The sequence below is a fragment of the Streptomyces sp. NPDC055955 genome, from assembly GCF_042270245.1.
Classification (GTDB): Bacteria; Actinomycetota; Actinomycetes; order Streptomycetales; family Streptomycetaceae; genus Streptomyces.
In genome coordinates this window covers 15118-36692 of record NZ_JBHJYS010000025.1, presented here as the reverse complement: position 1 = coordinate 36692, position 21575 = coordinate 15118, and the positions used below count along the sequence as shown (strand labels likewise).

Annotated in this window: 19 protein-coding genes and 2 pseudogenes; 9 read left to right on the top strand and 12 right to left on the bottom strand. The window is 68.5% G+C overall.

Annotated elements, in window-relative coordinates:
- Nucleotides 1-120: 120 nt before the first annotated feature.
- The 3 genes from ACFC96_RS37025 to ACFC96_RS37015 form a co-directional block, all read right to left on the bottom strand.
- Nucleotides 121-498, bottom strand: coding sequence for a YkvA family protein (locus ACFC96_RS37025; protein ID WP_376616530.1), 378 nt, complete (start codon nucleotides 496-498; stop codon nucleotides 121-123).
- A 104-nt stretch (nucleotides 499-602) separates the two neighbouring features.
- Complete coding sequence (locus tag ACFC96_RS37020; RefSeq protein ID WP_376616528.1) at nucleotides 603-1694, bottom strand: PP2C family protein-serine/threonine phosphatase; 1092 nt, start codon at nucleotides 1692-1694, stop codon at nucleotides 603-605.
- A gap of 477 nt (nucleotides 1695-2171) precedes the next feature.
- Complete coding sequence (locus ACFC96_RS37015) at nucleotides 2172-3380, bottom strand: hypothetical protein (protein WP_376227506.1); 1209 nt, start codon at nucleotides 3378-3380, stop codon at nucleotides 2172-2174.
- 316 nt (nucleotides 3381-3696) lie between these two features.
- Here ACFC96_RS37015 and ACFC96_RS37010 point away from each other — a divergent pair, with 316 nt between their 5' ends.
- The 3 genes and pseudogenes from ACFC96_RS37010 to ACFC96_RS37000 form a co-directional block, all read left to right on the top strand.
- A complete protein-coding gene (locus tag ACFC96_RS37010) occupies nucleotides 3697-4215 on the top strand; it encodes a hypothetical protein (RefSeq protein ID WP_376616526.1) in 519 nt (172 codons plus the stop codon).
- Nucleotides 4216-4338: 123 nt separating this feature from the next.
- Nucleotides 4339-5313: an alpha/beta hydrolase gene (locus tag ACFC96_RS37005; RefSeq protein ID WP_376261862.1), complete on the top strand. Its 975-nt coding sequence runs from the start codon at nucleotides 4339-4341 to the stop codon at nucleotides 5311-5313.
- A gap of 205 nt (nucleotides 5314-5518) precedes the next feature.
- Nucleotides 5519-6430: pseudogene (locus ACFC96_RS37000) on the top strand (aldehyde dehydrogenase family protein); the annotation flags it as partial.
- A gap of 94 nt (nucleotides 6431-6524) precedes the next feature.
- On the opposite strand, the gene tnpB reads toward ACFC96_RS37000, so the two are convergent.
- Nucleotides 6525-7997 carry an IS607 family element RNA-guided endonuclease TnpB gene (gene tnpB, locus ACFC96_RS36995; RefSeq protein WP_376616524.1) on the bottom strand — a complete coding sequence of 491 codons (1473 nt, stop codon included), beginning with the start codon at nucleotides 7995-7997 and terminating at the stop codon, nucleotides 6525-6527.
- 65 nt (nucleotides 7998-8062) lie between these two features.
- Here tnpB and ACFC96_RS36990 point away from each other — a divergent pair.
- Nucleotides 8063-8625 (top strand): annotated as a pseudogene (locus tag ACFC96_RS36990) (aldo/keto reductase); the annotation flags it as partial.
- A 282-nt stretch (nucleotides 8626-8907) separates the two neighbouring features.
- Here the strand turns inward: ACFC96_RS36990 and ACFC96_RS36985 are convergent.
- Nucleotides 8908-10158 (bottom strand): NADH:flavin oxidoreductase/NADH oxidase family protein, encoded by a 1251-nt coding sequence (locus ACFC96_RS36985; protein ID WP_376616522.1) that lies wholly within the window; start codon nucleotides 10156-10158, stop codon nucleotides 8908-8910.
- A 94-nt stretch (nucleotides 10159-10252) separates the two neighbouring features.
- Between ACFC96_RS36985 and ACFC96_RS36980 the strand changes: the two genes are divergently transcribed.
- A complete protein-coding gene (locus ACFC96_RS36980; RefSeq protein WP_376616520.1) occupies nucleotides 10253-10876 on the top strand; it encodes a TetR/AcrR family transcriptional regulator in 624 nt (207 codons plus the stop codon).
- A 318-nt stretch (nucleotides 10877-11194) separates the two neighbouring features.
- Here the strand turns inward: ACFC96_RS36980 and ACFC96_RS36975 are convergent, their stop codons facing one another.
- Both ACFC96_RS36975 and ACFC96_RS36970 read right to left on the bottom strand, forming a co-directional pair.
- Nucleotides 11195-12277 carry a zinc-dependent alcohol dehydrogenase family protein gene (locus tag ACFC96_RS36975; protein WP_376616518.1) on the bottom strand — a complete coding sequence of 361 codons (1083 nt, stop codon included), beginning with the start codon at nucleotides 12275-12277 and terminating at the stop codon, nucleotides 11195-11197.
- 344 nt (nucleotides 12278-12621) lie between these two features.
- Nucleotides 12622-12936 (bottom strand): hypothetical protein, encoded by a 315-nt coding sequence (locus ACFC96_RS36970; protein ID WP_376616516.1) that lies wholly within the window; start codon nucleotides 12934-12936, stop codon nucleotides 12622-12624.
- Between the two features lie 686 nt (nucleotides 12937-13622).
- Between ACFC96_RS36970 and ACFC96_RS36965 the strand changes: the two genes are divergently transcribed.
- Nucleotides 13623-14069 (top strand): hypothetical protein, encoded by a 447-nt coding sequence (locus ACFC96_RS36965; RefSeq protein WP_340457376.1) that lies wholly within the window; start codon nucleotides 13623-13625, stop codon nucleotides 14067-14069.
- Nucleotides 14070-14320: 251 nt separating this feature from the next.
- Here the strand turns inward: ACFC96_RS36965 and ACFC96_RS36960 are convergent, their stop codons facing one another.
- A complete protein-coding gene (locus ACFC96_RS36960; RefSeq protein WP_376261838.1) occupies nucleotides 14321-15436 on the bottom strand; it encodes a PP2C family protein-serine/threonine phosphatase in 1116 nt (371 codons plus the stop codon).
- 316 nt (nucleotides 15437-15752) lie between these two features.
- Here ACFC96_RS36960 and ACFC96_RS36955 point away from each other — a divergent pair, with 316 nt between their 5' ends.
- Nucleotides 15753-16196, top strand: coding sequence for a GNAT family N-acetyltransferase (locus tag ACFC96_RS36955; RefSeq protein WP_376616514.1), 444 nt, complete (start codon nucleotides 15753-15755; stop codon nucleotides 16194-16196).
- Nucleotides 16197-16641: 445 nt separating this feature from the next.
- On the opposite strand, the gene ACFC96_RS36950 is transcribed toward ACFC96_RS36955, so the two are convergent.
- Entirely contained in the window at nucleotides 16642-17001 is a 360-nt protein-coding gene (locus ACFC96_RS36950) for a DoxX family protein (protein WP_376616512.1), read from the bottom strand.
- A gap of 193 nt (nucleotides 17002-17194) precedes the next feature.
- Entirely contained in the window at nucleotides 17195-17689 is a 495-nt protein-coding gene (locus ACFC96_RS36945; protein WP_376616510.1) for a cupin domain-containing protein, read from the bottom strand.
- A gap of 80 nt (nucleotides 17690-17769) precedes the next feature.
- On the opposite strand from ACFC96_RS36945, the gene ACFC96_RS36940 reads away from it, so the two are divergent.
- A complete protein-coding gene (locus tag ACFC96_RS36940) occupies nucleotides 17770-18621 on the top strand; it encodes a LysR family transcriptional regulator (protein ID WP_376616508.1) in 852 nt (283 codons plus the stop codon).
- A gap of 124 nt (nucleotides 18622-18745) precedes the next feature.
- Here ACFC96_RS36940 and ACFC96_RS36935 read toward each other — a convergent pair whose 3' ends face one another.
- A complete protein-coding gene (locus ACFC96_RS36935; RefSeq protein WP_376616686.1) occupies nucleotides 18746-19165 on the bottom strand; it encodes an HIT family protein in 420 nt (139 codons plus the stop codon).
- Between the two features lie 1034 nt (nucleotides 19166-20199).
- On the opposite strand from ACFC96_RS36935, the gene ACFC96_RS36930 reads away from it, so the two are divergent.
- A complete protein-coding gene (locus tag ACFC96_RS36930) occupies nucleotides 20200-20535 on the top strand; it encodes a UBP-type zinc finger domain-containing protein (RefSeq protein WP_376224960.1) in 336 nt (111 codons plus the stop codon).
- A gap of 454 nt (nucleotides 20536-20989) precedes the next feature.
- Here the strand turns inward: ACFC96_RS36930 and ACFC96_RS36925 are convergent, their stop codons facing one another.
- Nucleotides 20990-21451, bottom strand: coding sequence for a hypothetical protein (locus ACFC96_RS36925; protein ID WP_376616506.1), 462 nt, complete (start codon nucleotides 21449-21451; stop codon nucleotides 20990-20992).
- Nucleotides 21452-21575: the final 124 nt, after the last annotated feature.

Genomic DNA, 21575 nt, shown 5'->3' with positions numbered 1-21575 from the left:
GTGAAACCAGTCAACGCCACGGCTGTCGGCGGGCAGGAGGCGTAGCCGCCACGCTCTGCCCCTCCGGACGAGTCACCAGGCCTACCAGTCCCGCCACTCAGCGACGCGTCACCGCTCTCCTCAGCCGCGTCCAGCAGCGGCCTCAGGTGGTTGATGGCCGGCTTCTGGGCGCCCTGCCAGATGCGCCCGGTGTGCCCGGTGTCGCACCACAGATTGACCTGCCACCAGCGGGTATCCCTTGCGCGCCGCGACGTGCAAGGAGCGCAGGGCCAGCAGCAGGAATCCGATGTCGTCGAGGTAGACGGGGTCCGGCAGCAGGTCGACCGGTGACACCGTGTAGATCACGGCGGCCCAGACCAGCGCCTTGTTGCCGAGCGGGATTCCCGCATCCAGGAGCAGCCTTCTCGCCCGGATCACCCGCACCAGGAGCACTACGGCGATGACCATGGTGAGCAGCACGACGGCTGCGGCGAGGAGGAGCCAGGCTTTGGTGTCCATGCCTCATCGTCTACCCGCTGAGCGGGCGCGCCACAGGGCGCCGAAAGCCTTCTCCTGGGTGCGGGGAGGGGGCGGGATGCGGAGATGCTGGATGGGGGACGCGGTCAGAGCGCTGAGCGGCGCAGCGCGAGGAGCGCCTGGTCGTCCTGGGGCCGGCCGCCCGTGTGGCGCCGTACGTCGTGGATCAGCACTTCGAGGACCTGCGCCGGTGTGGAGTGCTCGCCGGACCGGGCGCGGTGCCGGAGCAGAACGGGCAGGCGCGTCGCGGCGTCGTAGAAGGTGCCTTCGGCGTCCCGGGACTCCGTGATGCCGTCCGTGTAGCACAGGAGTGTCGCGCCGGGCGGGAAAGGAAACGTGTCGACCGGAGCGGACCAATTGCCCAGCATTCCCATCCCCAGCGGAGGCATGTCCTGAGAGGGTTCGAGGACGGTGGCCGAGCCCTGTGCGTCGAGGAGCAGGGGCGGCGGGTGGCCCCGGTTGACGATGCGTACGGCGCTGAGGTCCTCGGGGAACTCCGCGATCAGGGCGGTGGTGAATCCCTCCTCCTGTTCGAGGCCGCCGCGCCGCCCGCCCTCACGCAGCAGTGCCTGCTCCAGCGAGCGCACAAGCTGTGCGAGGTCCTGGGCCTCGTCCGCGGCGTACCTGAACGCGCCGAGGTCGGCGCAGACAGCGCTCACGGCGCCCAGGCCCTTGCCTCGTACGTCACCGACGAGGACGCGTGTGCCGTACGGGGTGTCCTGTACGACGTACAGATCGCCGCCGATCATGGCCTCGTCCTCGGCGGGCACGTACCGGGCTGCGATGTGCAGGTCGCCGATGCGCGCCGGTGGTCGGGGCAGCACGGCGCGCTGGGCGACGGCCGCGACGTGCTGAGCACGCCGGGTACGGACGTGCTGCGTCTTCAGTGTGCGGTTGATGAAGATGGCCAGCAGGGTCACGGCCAGCAGGGTGAACTGGTTCGCCAGACCGCGGTGCCAGCCGAAGGTGCCGTCCACCCGGGCCAGTCCCGCGTGGACGGCCATCGACGCGAGGCCCACCCAGATGATGCCGGGCAGCGTCAGGAGCGAGGCGGCGGCGACGGGCGCCGCCATGATGAGCGGGGCCGATGTCACCTCGGTCGGGGTCACCAGATCGATCACCACGGCCAGCACGATCACGCCGGCGGGAATCCACTGGGCCTTGTTCTGCTGCACCACTCCCCCACGCTGGCGGCAGTCGGCGTCCGCCGCATCCCGGGCGGACGCGCCGCAGAGCTCCTGTGACGGGAAGGCCGGGATGCGCGGCGGCCGCGCGGACGGCGTCGAGCCGGATGCGGTGATGAACCACCGCATCCGGCTCGACGCCGCTGTCGACCCTGCCTTCAGGGCTCTCCCGGACCGCCCGGTCACCGCTCTCGAGTGCGGAAACGCGCAGCAGGTTCCGGGACGGACGCCCCGTCATCGGGTGCGGCGATGATCGAGCGGCGCCACCCGCCCGTTCGGGGACGTGCCGGAAGGCCAGGTGTGGGGTGATCGAGCGGCACCACCCAACCCGTTCGAGGACGTGCCGGATGTCGGCCGCGCCGCGAACGTCGCACTCGCCGCCGCTCAAGAACGCCCGGATCCGAGGAGGAGGCCACAGCGGGCTGCATTCGTCGTAAGCCATACCTCGCCGTTGCGTCAGGGGCGCATCCGTCAGCGTTGCTCTGCTCCGGCCGCAGCGGCAAGTACGCCCAAGATCACCAGGACGACCACGACGAGCAGGAGCACGAGGGCCACGGAGGCGGGCGTGGGGTAGTTCCACAGGAGGACGGCGAGACCCCCGGCCCCGATGACGACGCCAGTGGTCAGGGCACGGTGCGTCCGTAGCCACTGACCGACGGCACCCAGCTTCAAACCCTTCCGGGCGAGCGCTCGCCCGGCGGCGTCGGCACCTCCGGCCATGGCCGAGCGCACGGCGACAGCACCGCGGCCGGGTCCGTACAGGTACGCCGCGATCACGGTGAGCAGGGCGGCGAGGAGCGCGGCGTAGACGGCCTGCTGGAGGAACCTCGTCAGGGTGTCGTAGGCAGCTGCCGCGGCGTCCTGCGACTGGGCTGCGGCAGGCAGCGCGTCGAGACAGATCTGGCGCATGACGGCGAGTGCGACAAGCAGCCCGCACATCATGACGCCGACGCCGATGCCGACGGCCATCAGTCCGACCCGGCGTGAAGGTGCCGCCCAGATGCCCAGAGCGGCGAACACAACCACCGCCACGGGCAACCACGGGCCGACGGCGCCGAGCCAGCGGGCAGCCTCACGAGCCTCACTCAGATGATCGTTCCGCACCAGCACGACCGGCTTGTCGGCCCCGGGAATGCTTTCTGCACCGACAAGGGTCACGCCGAACAGCTGCTTCTGCAGTTCCTCGGTCACGGTGCCGACGTTCAGGGTGAGGGCGTCGCCCCTGACCTCGAGCACTCCGCCTTCTCCGGTGAGCGCGTTCGTCGCGGCGGTGTGCGCCTCGCGGTTGATGCTGTCCCACGCCTTGGCGAAGGCGTCACTCTTCACCACCTTCGCGACCGCGTAGCGCACGCCGGTCCTCAGTCCGCCCTTGAGCTGTTCGTCCGCCGACCTGGCCGCGTCGACAAGGATGCGGGGTGCATGGTGTGCGGCCAGAGTGTCGGCGAGCGTGTCGGTGATCTTGCGGACGTCGATCCTGTCGACCACCTGGTCCGTGACGCGATCGATCACCAGGGCCTGGACGGCAGGGTCTCTGGCGAGTGGTGAGACGGTCTGCTCATAGCGACCGGTGTCGGTGACCTCGGAATTCACCCAGGTCGCGACGACGCTGATGGGCGCCAGCAGAACAGCCAGCGCGAGAAGCAGGGACCCTATGCAGAGGCGCAAGCGACGGTGTCGCATGCCGGCAACACGCCGGAGTCGCTCGTACTCCGCTCGTTCGGCATCGTCCAAAGGGCCGCTCGACTGGTGCCGGCCATGCCCGGCCGGACCGGAGGCGGCGGGCGGGTCCACAACGAACTCCCTCCGCGCACAGTCCTCGGCGCGCCACGGCGGTATGCGTGCCGGGAACCGCGGACCGGCTGGTCCTGTACCTCCATGGTCGTTCATCGGCAACCGACACGCAGCCGCCAGTGGCTGGCGCCCTGGCGCCATGGCCCCCTGGCCCCCTGGCCCCCTGGCGCCCTGGCGCCCTGATCGAGTACATGCGGGAGACGCGGTGTCTGCCGGGGGCGGCCTGGATGCCGGCGTCGGCATCTGCACCGGCATCGGCATCGGCATCGGCGTCGGCGTCGGCGTCGGCGTCGGCGTCGGCGTCGGCGTCGGCGTCGGCGTCGGCGTCGGCGTCGGCGTCGGCGTCGGCGTCGGCGTCGGCGAGAACCTCGTCGATCAGGGCGGGGTACTTCGGGTCGCGGTCGCCTTTCAGGACCCTGATCTTGGCGCCGGCGTCGTCCGGGTCCGGGAAGGCGTACCCATGCGGAGGCGAGGGCCCCTCGCCGCCGGCCGTCGCCATGGAGGTCGCGACCGGAGGCCGCTCGCCCTCGCCTCGCGGCCCCGGCGGCCGCCGACCCGACGGCGCCACCGGCCACCCGTCACCAGCGGGCTCCACCACCTCGCCGAACTCCCCGTCACCGAAGACGAGTTCGCCCTCGCCGTCCGTGGAGAACCTGAGTGCGAGCCGCAGGACCGCTGCCGAGCAGTGGCACGACCTTCAGCCATACAGGCTGCCTGCGGCTGAGTTGCGCTCGCCGAGCAGCGCACGAACGATGGAACACGGACGTCTGGGCAGGGGGGCCACAGCCGCGGCCGGTCCGGCTGCGGGAACAGGGCACATCTGTGTGCTCGTGACACGGGAGTGGACATGACCGAGCTTCCCCCGCCGCTCACCCCCTACCTTGAGCCCGCCGCGAAGGAGTTGTGCGAGGCGACCGATCCGCATCCACGGATCTACGAAGTCCCTCCGGAGAAGGGCCGTGACATCCTCCTCGGCCTGCAGAGCGACCCGAGCGTTCCCCGACCGGAGGTCGACGAGGAGTGGGTCGATGTGGACGCCGGCAAGTGGGGCACGGTGCGTACCCGCATCATCCGGCCCAAGGGATCCACTGGGCCACTGCCGGTGGTGTTCTACATCCACGGGGCGGGCTGGGTCTTCGGCGACGACAAGACCCACGACCGCCTCTTCCGTGAGCTGGCGGTCGGCGCGGGCGCCGCGGGCGTGTTCCCGGTCTACGACCGGGCCCCGGAGGCGAAGTACCCCACCCAGGTCGAGCAGAACTATGCGGTGGGCCAGTGGGTCATGGAGCACGGCGCCGAGCACGGCCTGGACACCTCGCGCGTCGCCGTCGCCGGTGAGTCGGTCGGTGGCTGCATGTCGGCGGTGTTCGCGCTGATGAACAAGGAGCGCGGCGGGATCGACCTCAAGGCTCAGGTCCTGCTCTACCCGGTGGCGAACGCGGACTTCGACACCGCTTCCTACCTGCAGTTCGCGGAGGGCTACTACCTCACCCGCGACGCCATGAAGTGGTTCTGGGACGCCTACACCACCGACCCCGCCCAGCGCGCCGAGCACCACGCCTCGCCGCTGCGGGCGAGCCTCGACCAGCTGAAGGGGCTGCCCACCACTCTGGTCATCACCGACGAGGCCGATGTCCTGCGTGACGAGGGCGAGCAGTACGCCAACAAGCTCCGCGAGGCCGGTGTGGATGTCACCGCCGTCCGCGTCGCGGCCATGGTCCATGACTTCCTCCTCCTGGACAGCCTGCGCGACACCCGTGCCGCCAACGTCGCCCGCACGCTCGCCGTCGACGCGCTGCGGACGGCACTGCACGACAGCTAGCACCACCAACCAGCGCGCACAGGAATGCGCGTACCGGGCCCGCCGAAGCGACCGTGGCACGGCCAGGCCCGGTTCTGTTCCCTCGGCACTATCGGGGTGCCGCACGGCTCCCTCGGCATTACCGGGTGCCGCACGGCGCGGCAGGCTCGCCGAGGCGTCTGCGGAATTGCACCACACCACAGTGTTGACGGTGCACACATTGAGCCGGCGCAAGAAGATCCTGCTGCGCTTCCACGACCTGGCACTCGCCCCAGGACGAGATCCTGGATCTCATGCAGGCGGAGAACGGCAAGACCCGCCGCGACGCGTTCCTCGAAGTCACCGACATTGCGATCACCTCCCGCTACTACGCACGCAACGCCGCCAAGTACCTGGAGCCAAGCGCCTGCGTGGCGCGATCCCAGTGCTCACCCACACCACCGAAATGCACCACCCCGAGGGCGTCGTCGCCATCGTCTCCCCGTGGAACTACCCCCTGAGCATGGCTGCCGGCAACGCCGTCGTCCAAAAGCCCGACACCCAAACCGCACTCAGCGCCCTGCGGGCCCTCAACCTCATGCACGAGGCCGGACTGCCGATCGGAGTGTGGCAGATGGTGATCGGGCGAGGCAGCTCCATCGGCGGCACCCTGATGGACAACGCCGACTTCATGATGTTCACCGACTCCACCGCCAGCCGACGCAAGATCGCCAGCGAAGCCAGCCGGCGCCTCATAGGCGCGTCCCTCGAACTCGGCAGCAAGAACGCAATGATCGTCCTCGACGCCGACATCGACACGACCGCCGAGGGGGCGGTCAACGCCTGCTTCCCCTCGGCCGGTCAACTCTGCGTTTCCATCGCGCGGTTGTACGTGGCCGAGTCCTTCCGGGACCGGTTCGGCGCCCGCGCCGAACAGCTCAAGATCGGTGCCGTCTTCGCCTACAGCATCGACGTCGGCTCCCTCACCACCCCGTCTCAACCGAACACCGTCACCACCCATGTCGACGACGCCATCGCCAAGGGAGCGAGGATCCTCGCCGGCGGAAAGGCACGTCCGGACCTCGGTCCGATGTTCTACGAGCCGACGATCCTCGCCGATGTCACCCCCGACATGACGCTGTACGACGACGAGAACTTTGAACGGGCGGCCCGTCGTCTCGATCTACCGTTGCTGAGGTCGTAGTCAGATCTCAGCAATCCGCGCGTTTACGCACGGATGGTCCTTAACGGTGTCACCACAGCCCGAGCTGGGCAGTGGTGTCCTGTTGAAGGTCTCGCGGTTCCTTCCGCCTGTGGGGCGGTCTTGCACCACCTGCCCGCACCGGGTCAGCCTTGCGGCTGGCCCGGCTGGCGCGGGTCTTCTGGTCGGCTCCACGCGGTTTCGGCACGCTGGGCGTGCCCCGGTCTCCGGCCACTCCGGTACCGGTTGTGCCGGCCGATGCGAGGTCGGCGAGGTTGCGGGCGGCGTTCTCGTCCCGGTCGATGACCAGGCGGCACGCGTCGCAGGAGAACACTCGGACGCGCAGGGGCAGTTTGGCTTTCACTGTCTTGCACGACGAGCAGGTTTTCGAGGACGGGTACCAGCGCGAGGCGACGACCGTGGGGCAGGCGTTGCGCTGGCCTTTGTAGGTGAGCTGACGGCGGATCTCTGCGAATCCGGCATAGGCGATCTTCCGTGCCAGACGGCGGTTGCGAAGCATGCCGGCGACGTTGAGGTCTTCGACCACGACGGTGCCGTACTCGGCACGCACGGCGGTGGTGAGCTTGTGCAGGGCGTCTTCGCGGAGGTTCGCCACGCGGTGGTGCACGCGGTTGCGTTCGGCGTTCGCCTTGACCCATCGTTTCGACGGTTGCCGGCGGACGGTCTGGCCGGTGGCCAGGTCGTGCACGGCCGGCCCCTGGCGGCGCGACACGCGACGGGACAGACGCCGCAGCCGCTTGTGTTCGCCCTCGTAGTGCTTGGGGTTGTCGACGTACCGGATCTGCCCGGCACTGTCGGCCATCACCGCAAGCACCTTCACTCCGAGGTCGATACCGACTGCGACATCAGGACGGGCCACGCGGGTGATCTCCCGCTTGACCTCGGTCTGGAAGGACACGAACCAGCGGCCCCGCTCATGCCGCACCGTCGCGGACAGGATGCGTGCCCTTTGGGCCTGCACGCGGGCCAGAAGCTTGACGGTGGACTCATGGGTGCGGATGGTTCCGAGCACCGGCAGCGTCACGTGCCGGTCGTCGGCCACGCGGATGCTACCGGTGGTGAACCGGCACGCAAGACGGGCCTTGCGCTTGGACTTGAAACGTGGCGTACCCATGCGGGCGCCCCTGCGGCGGCCGTTCTTCGACTTCGCGTAGTTGTCGAACGCGGCAGCCGCGTTGGCCAGACCGGTGCTGTACGCCTCCTTGGAGTTCTCGTGCCACCAGTCGGCATAGCGCGGATCGGTGCGCTTGACCTGGTTGAACTCCCTACGCAGCGCGGGCAGCGACCACGGCCGCCACGGCGTCAGCCCCTCCTCGGTGACCCCGTACGAGGCTTCCGCCTTCCGCTGCCACCACGAGGCCGTCACCCAGCCGACAGCCCAGTTGTACGCAGCCCGAGCAGCCCCGCAGTGCGACCGCAGCGCAGACTCCTGAATCACACTCGGGTCCAGGGCGAAACGGAACGCCTGCACCACAAAACCCGGCTGCGCCTGGAACTTCTTCACCCTGAACACCCCCTCACCAGCCAGTCATTGACTATGCACTACGCATCATGGAACAGACCAACGAATGGACAACCAGCGGTGACTGCGAGCGGCTGGAAATCGCCTGGCGCACCCTCTACAACCTCCACCGCCAAAGCCCGGACCATCCCAAACCTAAGAAGATCGGACGAACCCTTGCCTGCGCGACTTGTACGATTCGGGCAAGATCCGTGCGGTCGGCATCTCGAATGTGAGCTCCGACCAACTACGCGAAGCCCATGGGATCCTCGGCGAGCGACTGGTGTCCGTGCAGAACAACTTCTCGCCGGCTGTCCGCGACGGTGAGCCGCAGTTGCGGCTGTGTGCCGAGCTGGGGATTGCCTTCCTGCCCTACAGTCCCCTGGGCGGCATCTCGCGTGCGGCGGACCTGGGTTCGCCGGACGCCGCCTTCGCACGGGTCGCCGCGGAGCACGGGGTGAGTCCACAACAGGTGTGCATGGCATGGGAGTTGGCCATCTCTCCTGTCGTCGTCCCCATCCCCGGGTCGACGCGTCCGGCGACCATTCGCGACTCGGCCGCAGCGGCCGACCTGAAACTCTCCGAAGCGGAGCTGGCCGAACTCGACGCTGCGCAAGTACCCCGCGGGTGATCTTCGAGTCGGCCTGGGCATGACCCTCGGCCGCTCAGGTCCGGCACCAGCGCGGTCGCGATCCTCGCGTCATGCAGTGTCGTGAGCCCTCGCATGGAGCCGGCTTCTGCGCGGCGCCCACGCTGCTGCCGCGGCCTCCGGCACATCACTCCCGTTCCACACATCACCCTTCCGCCGGCATCACCGGAGTCGGAAGCCAGTGACCGCACGCGCTGGTGCCTGGTGTCCCCAACGAGCCGGGAACACCAGGCACCATCACCTGACAGCGCTACGCGGGCTGATTCACTGCGCGGCGGCGCTCTGCGTCTTGGACAGCCAGGCGCGGTAGCTGCGCAGCGCCCGCCGCTGCTTTCGTTGCTCAGAGATCAGGGCGACGGCCGGGTGTGTGCCGGGCCTGGGGCTGCTGCCGCGGGCGAGGCGGCGCATCTGGTGGCGGACCTTCGCCATGCTGGCGGCCGAGGCGAGGGCCTTGTCGGACCAGGTCACCGGCTCCATCTGGCGGTCGGCCTCGCGGCGGTTCCTCCACAGGTCGGGCAGATCCGGGGTGACGGCGAGGGCGGTGCCCATCCCGATGACCGCGACGCCGCTGTCGAGGACTCGCTCCGCGGTGCTCCGCCGGGTGATGCCGCCTGTGAGCATCAGCGGCAGCGGGCTCGTCTTGACCAGGTCCTTGGCCAGGTCGAGGAAGTAGGCCTCTCGGGCCTGGGTCCGGTCGTCGGCGGGGCGGCCGGTCATCGCCGGGCTCTCGTAGCTGCCGCCCGACAGCTCGACCAGGTCGACACCGAGCGGTGCGAGCATCTCGATGACCTGCCGTGCGTCGTCGGCGTCGAAGCCGCCGCGCTGGAAGTCGGCGGAGTTGAGCTTCACCGCGACGGCGAAGGCCGGGGAGACGGTGGCACGGACGGCGCGGACGATGTCCAGCAGCATGCGGGCCCGGTTCTCCAGCGATCCGCCCCACTGGTCCGTGCGCTTGTTGACCAGGGGGGAGAGGAACTGCGACAGCAGGTAGCCGTGCGCGGCGTGGATCTCGACTCCGTCGAACCCGGCCTGCTCGGCGCGGTGGGCCGTGACGGCGTAGCGGGTGACGGTGTCTTCGATCTGCTTCTGGGTCATGGCGGTGGGGCGGCCGAAGCGGCTGCTGTGCTTGCCCAGGGAGACAGCGACGTCGGACGGGCCCCACACGACGCCGGGCATGTCGGATGCCACTTGGCGGCCGGGGTGGTTGATCTGCATCCAGATCGCGCCGCCGCCGGACTTGCCGGCCTTGGCCCAGTCGGCGAACGGCTTGAGCGGTGCGTGCTCGTCGAGCACGACGCCGCCGGGGCCGGTCAGCGCCTCGGCGTGCACCATGACGTTGCCGGTGATCAGCAGTCCGGTGCCGCCGGCGGCCCAACGCCGGTAGAGCGTGAACAGTCGGTCATCGGGGAGCTGGCCGTCACCGGCCATGTTCTCCTCCATGGCCGCCTTCGCGATCCGGTTGCCCAGTACCTGCCCGGAGGGCAGGGGCAGTGGCGAGAACAGCTCGCTGGTCATGCCGTTTCCCTCTTCCATGTCAATCGCCTACGATGTGTGCACCACTCACATTAGAGCAAGATGTAAGCACCGCAAACATGAGAGAGTGTGACCTGTGCCGCAGTCCAGCACGTATCACCACGGCGATCTGCGCGCCGCCTGCCTGCGTGCCGCGCGGGAGCTGCTCGAGGAGGACGGCAGCGCGGGGCTGTCCCTGCGTGCGGTCGCCCGGCGGGCCGGAGTGTCGGCCACGGCCCCCTACCGCCACTTCGCGGACCGCGACGCGCTCGTGTCCGCGGTCGCCGCGGAGGGTTACCGAGAGCTCGCCGGACAGCTGGCCGCGGCGCACCCCGCCCCCTCCACGCCCGATGATCTGGCCGCGGTCGCGGTTGTCTACGTGCAGTTCGCGCTCGATCACCCGGCCATGTTCCGGGCGATGTTCGCCGAGCCCTGCGATCCGACCAGCGAGGAACGGGTCGCCGCGACCGCCGTCATCTCGGAGTACGTGCACGGGATCGTCCGCGACGCGTTCCCCGGCTCGGACGACGCGGGCGCGCTGCCGACCACGGTGTGGGCTCTCGTCCACGGCCTGGCGTTCCTGCACCTCGACGGCAAGCTCGACACCTCCACCCCGGAGGTGGTCGCCGACCAGGTCCGCGCTGCCGTGCATGCGCTGTTCAGCGTGTCCCCGACGATGTCGCAGACGGCAGCCGCGCCGGCTGAGGAGGCGACGGACTAGCTCAACGGCAGGCGAGTTGATGACGCCGGTCGCCGGCGAACTGGCGTGCTCGTTGAAGGTCAGGAGAGTGCTCCCGATCCACCCGCCAAGAGGGTGACGGAGGCGGTGACGGTCACGCGGTAGGGGCGACGCATCCCCCGTGCGGCAGCGACATCAGGCCCGGCTGCGTCCTGCCTGCCGGTCGCGACCTCGCCTATGGGAACGTCACGCTGCCTACCTACCGCCGGGACCGGACCCCAACTGCACGCGCTCGAGGCTGCGTTGAAGGAAGCAGCCTGGGCGATCGAGGCCCAGCTGCGTCTGCGCCGCACGGACTGATCAACGCCCGTCCTCCTGGTCGCCTTGGCCCCGGCCCTCTTCGAAGACGAGAAGCGGTTTGGCGCCATGAGCGGGTGCTTCGGCGAACGCGATGGCTTCAGCGAAACGTTCGAACGGGAACGGCCGGCCTTGGGGAATGCTCAGCGCCTCATCAACGACGAGACTGCGAACCTCGGACAGCGCGCGCAGCGCATCCGCAGGTGAAGCAGTGCCGAACCAGCGGTTCAGCCAGAAGCCGCGGACCACTTTGGTCTCGTAGATGACCGAGCGTGCGGACAGCGGAATCGTCAGTGCCGCCGGGTCGGTCTGCCGATGGGTGGAGAGCGCGCCGTAGACCACGACCACTCCTCCCGGGGCCAATGCCTGAGACACCTGGGCACCTACGGGTCCCGCGACACAGTCGATGGCTTTGCGCACGCCGGCCGGTCCCGCAATCTCCGTCACACGCTGCACCAGGTCCTCGTCCTCGGTGCAAATGACCTCGTCCCCGCCGAACGCCTTGATCTCCTCCACAGCAGCGCGCCGCCGCACCACATTGATCGTGCGCATACCCAGATGCCTGGCCAGCTGAATGACAAGACGGCCGACGGTAGAGCCCGCCGCCGTCTGCAACAGCCACTCCCCGGGCTGTACGCCGAGTTCACGAGTCACCAGGAGCAGCGCAGTGAACGGGTTGACAGCGAGCTGACAGGCGCTGGAGTCGCTCAGACGATCAGGGACCGGCAGAAGCCTCTGTGAATCGGCAACGAGGAATTCCTGCCAGGTGCCGGACACCCGCGGCCCGGGTACCGCCGGCACAGCGACGACCACCACCCGCTCGCCGATCTCCAGTCCCTCCGTACCCGGACCCAGGGCCTCGATACGGCCCACGCACTCCATGTGACCCCCGACAGTGGGAAACCCGGGGGAGAAACCGTAGCGACCACGCAACACGTGCAGATCGCTGGCGTGAATCGGAGTCGCCTTCACACGGATCAGCGCCTGGCCGGTTTCCGGAGTGGGGACGGGCCGGGATTCCAGCCTAAGGACATCGTTCGGCTCGCCGACCTCTCCGGCCACGAGCGCGCGCATGGATTGCGGCATGAGGGACCTTTTCTCTCAGCACTCGACGGACTCGGCGGCCGTTCTGGGCTGGAACGACGCAGCCGCCGGCGGGTCTCGACGCCATATGTACAGCTCGCCACGCCTCATCGATGGCCAGGTGTCACCCCTCCACTCCCCCAGCTTGCGCCCTTCCCAAGAGCCGGGGGTGGTTGCTGGTACGCCCGCGCCTTTCCCACTTCAGCCCGTGAGAGCCGACGCGGATCCGCTCGCAGCCCGAAGGACTGCGAGCGGCCGCGCCCGACACACTATTTCGACGAATTTCTGACGGGGCACGGGGCGAACGTTGTCTGATGCGGCGCTAGTTCGTCTCTCCCCGGGCCGGCTCAGTAGCCGTAGCCGCCGACTCCGCCCACCACGACAATGGCTACGCCGCCGTAGCCGTTGTTGTAGCCGTAGTACCCGTTGTCGTAGCCGCCGTAGTAGCCGTTGTTGTAGCCGTAGTACCCGTTGTTGTAGCCGTAGCCGTACCAGTCGCAGTCATCCCACCAGCCGCACCCGTTGTTCACGTGGCTGGCCACGAAGGGCGCGTGGGCAGGAGCGGCTGCAGCCGTGCCTGCGGCACCAACTGCGGCGCCACCGGCCAGCATCATGCCGGCAGCGGCTACGGTGAGGGAGCGCTTGATGTGAGGTGCTCGCATGAGTCTCTACCTTTCCTTCCGCCACCGAAGATCGAAGGCGAGTGGCCACATCGCATGCATGGCATACGGTGCGGTTTGCAGAGGTCACAGCTCAGAGCGGGAGCATGCCTCGCCGCTCATCGGTTCCGGTCCGTCCGGAACTTTGCCGCCCAGGGCCTGCCCCGGTTGCGACTCTCACATTTCACGTTAGTTGCACATACCTTCTCCAGCATCTCGAGTAGAAGTCTGCTCATTTTCGCAGGTCAGAGGCCGACGGTCCGGCCCGAGCCATGACGTCCCCCCTGACGCCGTCCCTCTTCGACGGTGACGCCCCGGAGCCCACACCACCCGCATGGAGTATGGGCAGGGAAGTGGCGGGACGAGGCGGTCGGCGGGCCGAAGGCGGGCCAGACGATGCAGAAACTCGGGCAGCGCGGGAGGGGTCCCTTCCCGGGCCGCTGATCCGACACTAGGTGTATGGAGCATGAGCATTGGTGACGCGTGGGACTTGATGAATGACGAAGGCCTTCGGTGGGGTGGAGGTGCCGCAACTCCACCGCGTCGCGGAGGCCCGAGCCTCACACCACGATCGACGTCACTGGGACCGCCAAGGCTTACCCCGATGTCCGTCCCTACGGGCACCACCAGCCCAAGAGCCTCTGTCCGTCAGCCGAGTTGTACTCTGCGCGGGCGAAGGGGAGGGCACCATGGGGGTTGGAAGTCAGAGCACGCCGGTGGCCGAAGCGGACAAAGAGCCCAGCTTGCTGCCAGTGCTCGCGATGTTCATCGTGCTGGCCGCGGCACTGGAACGTTGCCTGTCACTGCTCGACGGGCCGAAGACGTACATACTCTGCGATGACGTTGTCGAACTGTCCGAGAAACTCGGCCAAGAAGCAGACGTGAACCGTTGGCTCCTGCTCGCAGGCCTCGTGGTGTCCGTGACAGCACTGGTCGTCTCGCGTATACGCCGCCCACGGGTTCTTCCTGTACTCACGCTGGCCGCGGTTCTGATCTTGGTGGTTCTGGCGGACGGTTATGCGGCGCGCGCGGATGCCGTCGCCTCGCAGATTTCGACGTCACAGACCTGCGACGAACCCACGAACGTCTACAACACCTCCCGAGGCTGGTTCGACTGGAGTCCGCTCGGCCCGTGATCGACCAGGCTTTGCCCGACCACTCACGCCTCGGAACCACCCGGAGTGCACCAGCGCAGCGGCACGCTCCACCACGCGGTCGACAACGCCGACGTGACCTGCATCTTCCTCCCCCACCGCCGGCATGCCGCTCGACGCCTGGCGACGTGGGCTCAGGGTCAACTTCGACGGCCTCTTGTCCGGCCTCAAGCTCCAGATCCCCGGCCTCCGGTTCCGGATCCATGCAGCCGTGAGTCGAAGGCACCGAGTGATCAGGCGGGGGACTCGCCAGGGCGTTCGATGGCGATCATGGCGGCGTCGTCGTCCAGGTGTCCGCCCACGTGGCGCAGCAGGTCGCGCCGGAGGCGGTCGAGGAAGGCGTCGGGACTCTTCTCGGCCCAGCCGTCGATGCGCTCGGCGAGCGGGTAGAAGGTGCCGGTCGAGTCGCGGGCCTCGGTGACGCCGTCCGTGTACAGCAGCAGCAGGTCTCCCGGCTCGAACGAAAAGCTGTCGACGCGGTAGCGCGGATGCAACAGTTCTCCGAGGCCCAAGGGGGGTGCGGGATTACGGGCGTCCATGGTCGTCGGCCGGCCGTCGCGCAGGACGATCGGCGGCGGGTGACCGCAGGAGATCATCTGAACCCGGCCCCCGCGGTCGGGGATGTCAAGGACGGTGGCGGTGATGAAGGTTTCTCCGTAGCGACTCGCGTCGCCCGGCTCCATCAGGTCCCAGCACACGCTCCGGTCGAGGTAGGACACCAGCTCCCCCAGGCTCGCCTGGCGGTGGGCCGCGCCGCGAAACGCGCCGAGCAGCAGGGCCGCGTCATTGACCGCGGTCAGCCCTTTCCCCCGCACATCGCCGATCATCAGCCGCGTACCGGAGGTCGTACGTGCCGCCGCGAACAGATCCCCGCCGATCTGCGCCTCGGCCTCCGCGGCGAGATAGAGAGAGGCGGCCCGCAGCGGTCCGAGCCGCCTGGGCAGCGAAGGCAGGACCACACGCTGGGCGGTCTCGGACACGTACCGCACCTGTTCCAGCTCTTTCGCCCGGCGGTCCCGCACCACGCAGAAGACGACGAGGCAGATTCCCACCAGGATCAGGGCGATGATCTGTGCCTGGTGGTTGGACGAGAGCAGCGTGTCGGGATCGCGCACCAGCCCGATGACCGTCTGCGCGATCACCGCCAGTGCCGCCATCAGCCCCACCGTCCGGGGACCACCGAACGACGGGGTGATCGCCGGGGCCGCGACGAGCAGCGGCCCCAGATGGATGTCGGGCGGCGCGAGAATGTCGATCACGGACACGGCGACGATCCACGCGACGGGAATGGCGACCAGCGCCCGGCTCGCGCGCTCCGGCCGACGAAGCCCTGCAGATCGCTGCGCCATGTCTCCTCTGTACACCGCGCCCGCCCCGCCCGCATCAGCGGACAAGGACCGCGCGATCACAGCCGGCGACCACCGGCTCTGCCAGTCGATTGCGAAGGCGGACCGACACGCACACGCACGCGCGCCTGAGGACATCGCCATCGACTGCGACGCAGATGAGGACGAGGCCAATCAGCCCCGCGGCGGCTCCAGTGACGTGGTCACCGACCCAGTCGGCGCCCTGCGGCCGTATCGAGGGCTCCTGGCACAGGACGTGCGCCGACGGCCAGCGCTCTCGCACTCTTCCGCACCGCCCACCCGTTCTAGGCTTCGGGGCATGAAGATCACCGTGCGATCAGCAGTCGAGAAGGACCTCTCGGCGCTCCTTGCCCTCTACAGCGAGTTGAACCCCGATGATGCGTCCCTGCCCCAGGAGTCAGCCGATGACATTTGGGCGGGAATCACCAGTCAGCAGGGACGTACCGTTCTGGTCGCCGAGGTTGACGGCACTGTGGTCGGTACGGCGGACTGCCTGGTCCTGCCGAACCTCACCCGAGGTGGTCGGGCCATCCTCTTCGTAGAGAACGTCGTGGTCGCCCGTTCCAGTCAGCGGCTGGGCATCGGACAGCGGCTGATGGAAGCCGCTGTGCATCTGGGCGAAACGGCCGGCTGCTACAAGGTGCAGTTGCTGGCAGCCGACGACGAGTACGTCCACGAGTTCTACAAGTCCTGCCACTTCAAGCCTCTGGCACAAGGCTTCAGACGCTACATCGAGCGATAGGCCGCTGGGGCGCGGTCACGGCGCGGCAGCAGAATGCCGACCGTGCCGTGACCCCCGCTTTATGGCCGATTGATCAGTTTCAGCACCTCGAGTGCTCCACGCCCCCACGCCTCCTCCGGGCCGAGCGAGGTGTCGTCGCGATGTCGTGCCCTCGGATCGTCCTCAAGCCGAGGAGATCAGCGGCTCGGCCTCCTCGGTGTGGCCGAGGAGGGTCAGGCGGGCGATCGCCGCATCGAGGCGGGTGAGGGCGGGGGCGGGGGCGGGGCGTTCCACGTCGCCAAGCTTGACGAGGAGTTCGAGCGGCGGACGCTACCAGACCCGTTGTCGCCCTTGCGGCTCGGCGCCGGCTGGTGGCACCGACGCCTGACCGATCGGTAGCCGACGACAGCGGTCTGCCACGCATTCGGCCCGGGACGCATACACGCCGGTCGAGAGCTGTGCTCGATCACAGCCGGGTGGCCAGCCAGGTGGTCACGGCCGCGATAACGACAAGTCCGGCGTTGAGCGCGATCCGGCGGTCTTCGCCCATCAGGTGAACGGCGATCGCGCCGGTCTGCAGGAGTACGAAACCGATGGCCGCGGCCGTCGCCAACGAGGGAGCGATGCCGGTCAGCTTCGGCAGGATCAGGCCGGTCGCGCCGAGTATTTCGACCGCCCCCAGCGCCCTGAGAGCAGGCAAGGGTATGCGGTCGACCCAGGCCATCATCGGCCGGAGTTGATCACGGCTGCGGATCACCTTCAGCGTGCCTGCGTAGAGGTAGAAGAGCGCGAGCGGTCCCGCGACGATCCAATAGGCGATGTTCATGGTTCCCGTTCATGGGCCACTGGTTCGTGGGGCCCTGTCGATTGGCTCGCTTACCAGAAGGGACCTTGCGAAGGCCCGGTGCGTCGTCCGAGGGAGCCGGAGGCGTGGGCCGCCGCCGACGGCGAAGGGCGGCAGCGCCACGGCCTCGCGGGTCCAAGGGAGGGGGGCCGCGCACACGCTGTGCCGTCTGGCTTCAGGCGGGGTCGGTGGCGGGCTCGGTCGCGTAGCGGCTCATCGCGTCGATGTTGGCCTGTTGCGTCAGCGGCCGGCCGTCGGCGAGCGCCTCCTGGAGTTCTCGGAAGTACTGCACGTACAGGTCAGGGGTGAATGTGCTGAGCATGACGGCGGGTTGGTCGGTCAGGTTGGCGAAGGTGTGCGGGGTTCCGGGCGGAACCATCACGAGCGTGCCCGAGGCGGCGTCGTAGTCCTGGTCCCCGACGGTGAACCGCACGGTGCCGGAGAGGATGTAGAAGCCCTCGTCGTGTCGGGCGTGGCGGTGCTGCGGCGGTCCTTGGGTGTGCGGGGCGAGGACGGACTCGGCGATCGCGAGGCGGTGCCCGGTGTGGCTGCCGTCCTCCAGAACGCGCATGCGCGTGGTGCCGAGAACGATCGTCTCGCCGTCGCCGGGACCCACCACGGACACAGTGGGGTGGGTCTGCGGCTCGCTGCTCTTCGCTTCTTCGGTCATGCTCCCCAGTGCACCGCCCGGCACTGCCGGTGTCCAAGACCCATCCCGCGGCGGCAATACCTCGTGGGTATCGTTGCAGCGTGGAGCTACGGACCTTGCGCTACTTCGTGGCGGTCGCCGAGGAACTCCACTTCGGCAGGGCCGCCACCCGACTGCACATGAGTCAGCCGCCGCTGAGCCGGGCGATCAAGCATCTGGAGGCCGAGGTCGGGTCCCCGCTTTTCGTCCGCTCGCCTACGGGGGTCGCGCTCACTGCGGTGGGCTCGGTGCTGCTCGACGAGGCGCGGGCCCTGCTCGATCATGCCGACCGCGTCCGGGTACGCGTGAGCGCGGCGGCCGGTGTCGCGTCCCTCACCATCGGCATCCTGGGCGACGGCACGGACCCGGGGGTGGCCAGGATGGCCGCCGCCTACCGCCGAAGCCGCCCCGGCATCGACATCCGCATCCGCGAGACCGATCTGACCGACCCGACCTGCGGGCTGCGCGCCGGAACGGTCGACGTCGCGCTGACTCGGGCGCCGTTCGACGAGACGGCCCTGACGGTGCGTGCGCTGCGGACCGATCCGGTCGGCGTGGTCTTGCGCGCCGACGATCCGCTGGCCCGCCGCGACGGGCTGCGGCTGGCCGAGCTGAGCGACCGCCGCTGGTTCCAGTTCCCGCAGGGCACTGACCCCATCTGGCAGTCGTACTGGAACGGTGGCAGGCCGCGTGAGGGCCCGGTGGTGCGCGCCGTCCAGGAATGCCTGCAGGCCGTGCTGTGGAACGGCACGGTCGGCCTGGCCCCGCTCGGACACGACCTGCCGGCGCAACTGGCCGTGGTGCCGCTGGTCGACATGCCGCCGAGCCGGGTGGTGGCGGTGTGGAACGAGGGTGACACCAACCCTTTGATCCGATCCTTCATCGAGATCGCGACAACCGCGTACCGGCGCTGAGTACCGGCAGCCGGTGCTGCGCAGCTCGTGAACCAGTCGAACGTTGCGGCCTCGGAGACCGCCTCTCGAAGTGGTGAACATTTGCTGCCCCTTCTCGGGGTCTGGCTCAACTTCTGTGGAGCAATCATGACGAGTGACTGACTGCCATGGCGTTGGCAAGCTCAGCGATGGGATCGCTGGCGATCTGGTGTCGGGACTGCTGGGTAGGCCAGGTTGAGAACCCGTCGTCTGCCCACCGGGGAACCACATGAAAGTGCAGATGAGGCACAGATTGCTCTGAGCCGGGACCACTCGCACTGAGGATGTTCACACCCGAAGCATTCAATGCCGTCCGCATCGCACCAGAAACACGCTGGACCAGCGCCATGGTCTCTGCGAGGACCTCCGCAGGCGTATCGAAGATGCCCGCGTAGTGGAGTGTCGGAATCACCAGGGAATGCCCTGGTGCGAGCGGATCAAGTGGAGCGAAGGCGGATGCTACGGGCCCGCGAAATATCCAACGAGCAGCGTCTTCGGTGATCAAGCGGCAGAACACACAGGTCATACGGCCCCACGTTGCCAGACCCAAGATGGCGCTCACCGGCCTTTTTCCTGACAGGCTGGGCTCTGGCATCGCGTGGGAGACGCCGCTCCACTAGAAGGTGAACCAGAACCCTTCTCGCGTACAGAGCCCAGGTCGTCTTCGGCGAGGGCACGCACTCCGCCTGGATCCTATGAACTACGTCCGCTCCGTAGTGTGTGGGTCGACGGCACCCGGGATGGGGGAGCTGGGGCAGGTGGCGGGTTACCGCAGGCTCGACGTGCGCCGAACCTCTTGGCGGTGAGTTGGCCGCCTGCTTTACTCCGCGCATGATTTCGGTCTGCTGTAGTGCCTTCCTCGGTGGGGTGATCGGGAGGCTCCTTCTGGCACGGCGAGCGCGGCGAACAGTCACTCAGACCGAAGCAGGCGAAGTGGTCTTTTTCGAGGTCGGGGCCAACCTGCCGGACGAGGGACGCCGGTACAGCCTCGGCCGGGTCCGCGCAGGAGGAAGGTTCCAATGGAAGCCTCGCCGGTCGAGGACGCGCCTGCGTGAACTCCCGCTAGATCTGCGCTATGTCCGCGCCCGCCGAGCGACCGTCCGCGAAATACTGTGGGTTCCGACCAGAGCGCTGGTGATCGAGTGTGAATCGTCTGGGGTGCCTGTACGGCTATGGGCCTACCCGCAACAGGCGGTTCACATTGTGGAGATGATCCGGCGTGCCAGTAAGTCCGAATGCGTCGAGCGCCCCGGTTCCTGAGATCGGCAGCTGACACCAACAGACGACAGCAGCGGCGGGTTCTCCTGCCATCGGAGTTCGGTGTCGACGAATCATTTTGTTCACACGGGACGCATCACGAATCCACTCGCCGCGTATGGGTCGCGTCGCGCCGAGCGCCAGCCGTCGTCCCGCGGGTGCGGAACGGGCATCGAAGCCCGCGAGGATCGAGTCGCGTGCCGCACCGACACGGCGGAAGCTGTACGACAGCCGCAAGCTGTACGACGACCGACCTGGCGTGCCGGGAGCCGGTCCGGCGCTGGGCCAAGGGGCTGGAGGATCATGACCGGGTGGAAAGTGGCGTTCGACGCCGGGCGGCCACAGGGCCGCAATTGTGCGCACGCGCAGGACGCGGAGCCGTACGGGCCGGTGCCGGAGAGTTCCGGCTGCGAGGGCTGCCTCGAGGAAGGCACTGCTTGGGTGCATCTGCGTGCCTGTCTGACCTGCGGGCGCGTGGGGTGCTGCGACAGTTCCCGCAGGAAGCACGCCGCAGCGCATGCCAGGGAGTCCGGGCATGCGCTGGCTCGGTCGATCGAGAGGGGCGAGACGTGGGCGTGGTGTTACGAGGACGAACTGTTCCTCACGCCGGACGGCAACGGGCCGGAAGCTGACAGCTGACCGGCGAAGGCCTGTCATGAGCGATGGCACCGGCCGACAGGCACCTGGGTGGGCAGGCGATCACTGGCCCGCGCCGCAGGACCGCCATGTCGACGGCTCTGCGGCAGCCATCCATCTCCGGCGCAGATAACCGTCTGGGGACGTCGTCCACCGTTCACTGCGCCCGATGACCGCCGCGTTCAGCGTGCCACTGGCGAGTAGGGTCGGCACGGCGCGCACCGAGGGATGCGGCAGGCCCACAGTGGTGGGCGCTTCCCGGTCAGCCTCGACTGGAGGCACACACGGCGACATATCCCGTTTGCCAGGGCAGTCCAAGGCTCATTCCGCATCGCAATACCGAAGGCGCCGTCGAAGCCATCGGCTCCTACCGCTCCGTCTTCGGGGCCACGGGACGGCGCCTCGCTCACGTCCGGAGCGCCAGGCGCTCACCTCCGGCCGCCGCGCCCGCCCCGCGTCAGCGGCACGACGCCTTGTGCCGAAAGTGTCCGCCCATCAGCTCTACGTGTTCCGTGGCCGTGACACGACCGCGGAGGACGGTGACGGTGACCCGTCCGGCCGTCGGTTCCGAGAAGTCGAAGGCGTAGAGGGCACGCCGACCGTCCAGGACCCCTGGCAGTCGGCGGACCGCGAGAGGTCTGCCGTTGCACGTCACAGACCGGACGGTCTCACGGTCCGCGCCGAACACATGGACCTCGGCGAACGTGTACGCACTGAGCAGGGGAACCAGCGTAGGACGGACGGAGAAGGGAGCGTCGCGGCGGTCGGAGAGGCACGACATCGAGGTGAACCCGCCGTCCGTGGCAGCCGAACCCGAGCAGAAGCGCCCGTCAGCGGACTCCCAGACAAACGTGGCAGCGCTCCGGCCGACAGCGGCGGTGAACATCCCGTGCGGGCCCGGAAGGTCTTCGACGGACACTTGGGCCGTGAGGTTGGTTCTGGACGCTTCGACCACCTGTCCCCGGCCGGCTGTAGTGGCCCGCGGCGACGCCGTGCGCGTCGAGGAGGCCCTCGGTGACGGCTTCTGCCTGGGCGGGCCGCCT